Annotated in this window: 3 protein-coding genes and 1 pseudogene; 1 reads left to right on the top strand and 3 read right to left on the bottom strand. The window is 74.1% G+C overall.

What is annotated here, in order from left to right; all coding sequences use genetic code 11:
• On the bottom strand, positions 1-548 hold a 548-nt coding region (locus ADY59_RS47090), incomplete at its 3' end, for a DUF2207 domain-containing protein (protein ID WP_049577838.1).
• Between the two features lie 69 nt (positions 549-617).
• Positions 618-1,592 (bottom strand): helix-turn-helix transcriptional regulator, encoded by a 975-nt coding sequence (locus ADY59_RS47085; RefSeq protein ID WP_049577835.1) that lies wholly within the window; start codon positions 1,590-1,592, stop codon positions 618-620.
• 45 nt (positions 1,593-1,637) lie between these two features.
• On the opposite strand from ADY59_RS47085, the gene ADY59_RS47080 reads away from it, so the two are divergent.
• The gene (locus ADY59_RS47080) at positions 1,638-2,090 is read left to right on the top strand and encodes a hypothetical protein (protein ID WP_049577832.1); all 453 of its coding nucleotides are present in this window, start codon (positions 1,638-1,640) and stop codon (positions 2,088-2,090) included.
• Positions 2,091-2,097: 7 nt separating this feature from the next.
• Here ADY59_RS47080 and ADY59_RS52195 read toward each other — a convergent pair.
• Positions 2,098-2,436 (bottom strand): annotated as a pseudogene (locus tag ADY59_RS52195) (hypothetical protein); the annotation flags it as partial.

Below are 2,436 nucleotides of genomic sequence, written 5' to 3'. Positions count from 1 at the left end.
GGGGCCAGCCGGCTCGCGGGCTGCCCGAACGCCTCGTGCGCGCCCGCCGCGGCGGCTCCCGGCAGCCGGACCGTCACCTCCAGCAGGTCCACGCCGCCCCGCCAGTGCGTGCCGCGCACCGGCAGGTACAGGAAGGCGTGCCCGCCGTGCACGGTGACCGCGTTCCTGAGCGTGTAGCCGAGCCGGAACGTCCTGGTGGCGCCGGGTGCGGCGGCCAGGTGCCAGACGACGCGGTGCGGCCCGTCGCTCCCGCAGGCCCGCTCGCTGAACGTGCCGGCGCGCCCGCCGGTGTCCGGCTCGGCCGGGGCCACGCGCTCGTACGGCGTGTTCTCGCGCACCGAGACGTCCTCCACGACGACCTCCGGCGCGCGCGGGATGTCCACGTACGCGCCCTTCCCGCCGCGCGGGTACGTGATCGTGTGCTCCTCGACCACGGCCACCGTGCCGTCGTCGCGGACGGTGGCGGTGATCGCCGCTCTGGGCTGCGTGACGTGCGGCCCGGCGACCGGCTGGGGCAACAGCCAGGCGGCCAGCACCATCACCAGCATGCGCAATGTCGCCCCCGAAGCGGTTGTCGATCCTTTGGGGCAGTCTGTCCCGGGGCGCTTGCAGGCCGCTTAACCGGCGCGGTAGAAACCGACCAGCCGCTCGGCGATGGCGAGCAGCCGCTCGCGCAGCTCCGGCGGGCCGAGCACCTCCGCGTCCGCGCCCAGCCTGAGGAACTCGCCCGTCGCGTGCTCGATCGACTCGATCGGCACCGTCACCCGAGTCCAGCCGCCGGCGTCCGGTTCGGCGCTCTCCCGGGCCGCCGCCGCCACCCCGGGCGTCATCAGGCCGGGCAGCAGTTCGAGCCCGCGCGGCGACAGCCGCAGCACCGCCTCGCCGCGCCGCAGCCGGGTCTCGAACTCCGTCAGGTACGCCTGCCAGTGGGCCGCCAGGTCGAACCCCTGGGGTCTGGCGAACCGGCCCGGCAGCGGGTGCAGGTCGAGGATCTGCGACACCCGGTAGGTGCGCACCTGCTCGCCGCACCGGGCCACCAGGTACCAGCGGCCCGCCTTGACGACCAGGCCGTACGGCTCCAGCCTCCGCTCCACCTCCTCCGGAGCGCGCCAGCGACGGTAGCGGACCCGGATCGGGTGCTCGTTCCACACCGCCTCGGCCACGGCGGGCAGATGGGTGACCGGCTCGCGGTCGTGGTACCAGCTCGGCGCGTCGAGATGGAACCGCTCCCGGATGCGCCCGGCCCGGTCGCGCAGCTCGACGGGGAGCGCCGCCATCAGCTTGAGCTGCGCGGCCGTCACCACGGCGCCCAGCCCCAGCTCCGCCGCCGGGCCCGGCAGCCCGGCCAGCGGCAGCGACTCGGCCTCCTCCGTCGTCAGCCCGGTCAGCCTGGTGCGGTAGCCGTCGAGGAGCTGGTAGCCGCCCTTCGGCCCCGCGTCGCCGTAGAGCGGGATGCCGGCCGCGTGGAGTGACTCCACGTCGCGGTAGATCGTCCGCACCGACACCTCCAGCCGGCCGGCCAGTTCCCCGGCCGTCATCCGGCCGCGCGTCTGCAGGAGCAGCAGGATCGACACCAGGCGGGAAGCTCGCACATCGCTGACACTACCTGTCAGTGACCCGGCCGTACGGTGCCGGGCATGAACGATTTCGACTTTTACGAGGGCACCTGGAACGTGCTCAACCGGCGCCTGGTCAAGCCGCTGACCGGCAGCGACACCTGGGACGAGTTCCCCGGGCGGTCGGTCGCCACCCGGCACTTCGGCGGCGCGGCCAGCTTCGACGAGATCACCTTCCCCACCAAGGGGTTCAGCGGGCTGACCGTGCGGCTGTACAACCCGGAGACGCGGCAGTGGGCGATCTACTGGGCCAGCAGCGCCCGGGGTGTGCTCGACCTGCCGCCGATGGTGGGCGGCTTCGACGGCGACCGGGGCGAGTTCTACGCCGACGACTCCCACGAGGGGACGCCGGTGCGGTGCCGCTTCATCTGGACCATCCTGGGGCCGGACACGTGCCGGTGGGAGCAGGCGTTCTCGGTGGACGGGGAGCGGACCTGGGAGACGAACTGGATCATGGACAGCACTCGGGCGTGACCAACGGCTACGTGCCGTTGTTCACCCAGAGCAGGAAGCCCACGGTGAGGGCCGCCACCAGCAGGGCGACGCCGCACACCAGGATCAGCCACCACCATCCGGACTTGGCCGCCCGCGCCTCGTACACGGGCACGTCGGGGAGCATGTCCGGGGTGTAGGGCAGCCGCCGGGTGAACGAGCCGGGCGGGTCGTCCTGCGGGTGCGCCGGCGCGGGCCGCCCCCCGTACGACGGCCCCTGCTGTGGCCCCGCCGGATACCCCTGCTGCGGCCCGGTGGGGTGACCGGGATACGGCCCGCCGGGCTGCGCCGGCCGGGGCCCGGCGGGCTGTGCGGGGTAGGGGCCGGA

Origin of the sequence: Nonomuraea sp. SBT364, from assembly GCF_001083785.1 — a bacterium.
Taxonomy (GTDB): Bacteria; Actinomycetota; Actinomycetes; order Streptosporangiales; family Streptosporangiaceae; genus Nonomuraea.
Note: the sequence above shows the minus strand (reverse complement) of the source record. Positions and strands in the feature narration are given on the sequence as shown.

Coding starts and splice junctions, on each gene's coding strand:
- ADY59_RS47080 (WP_049577832.1), top strand. CDS start 1,638: ATGAACGATTTCGACTTTTACGAGGGCACCTGGAACGTGCTCAACCGG.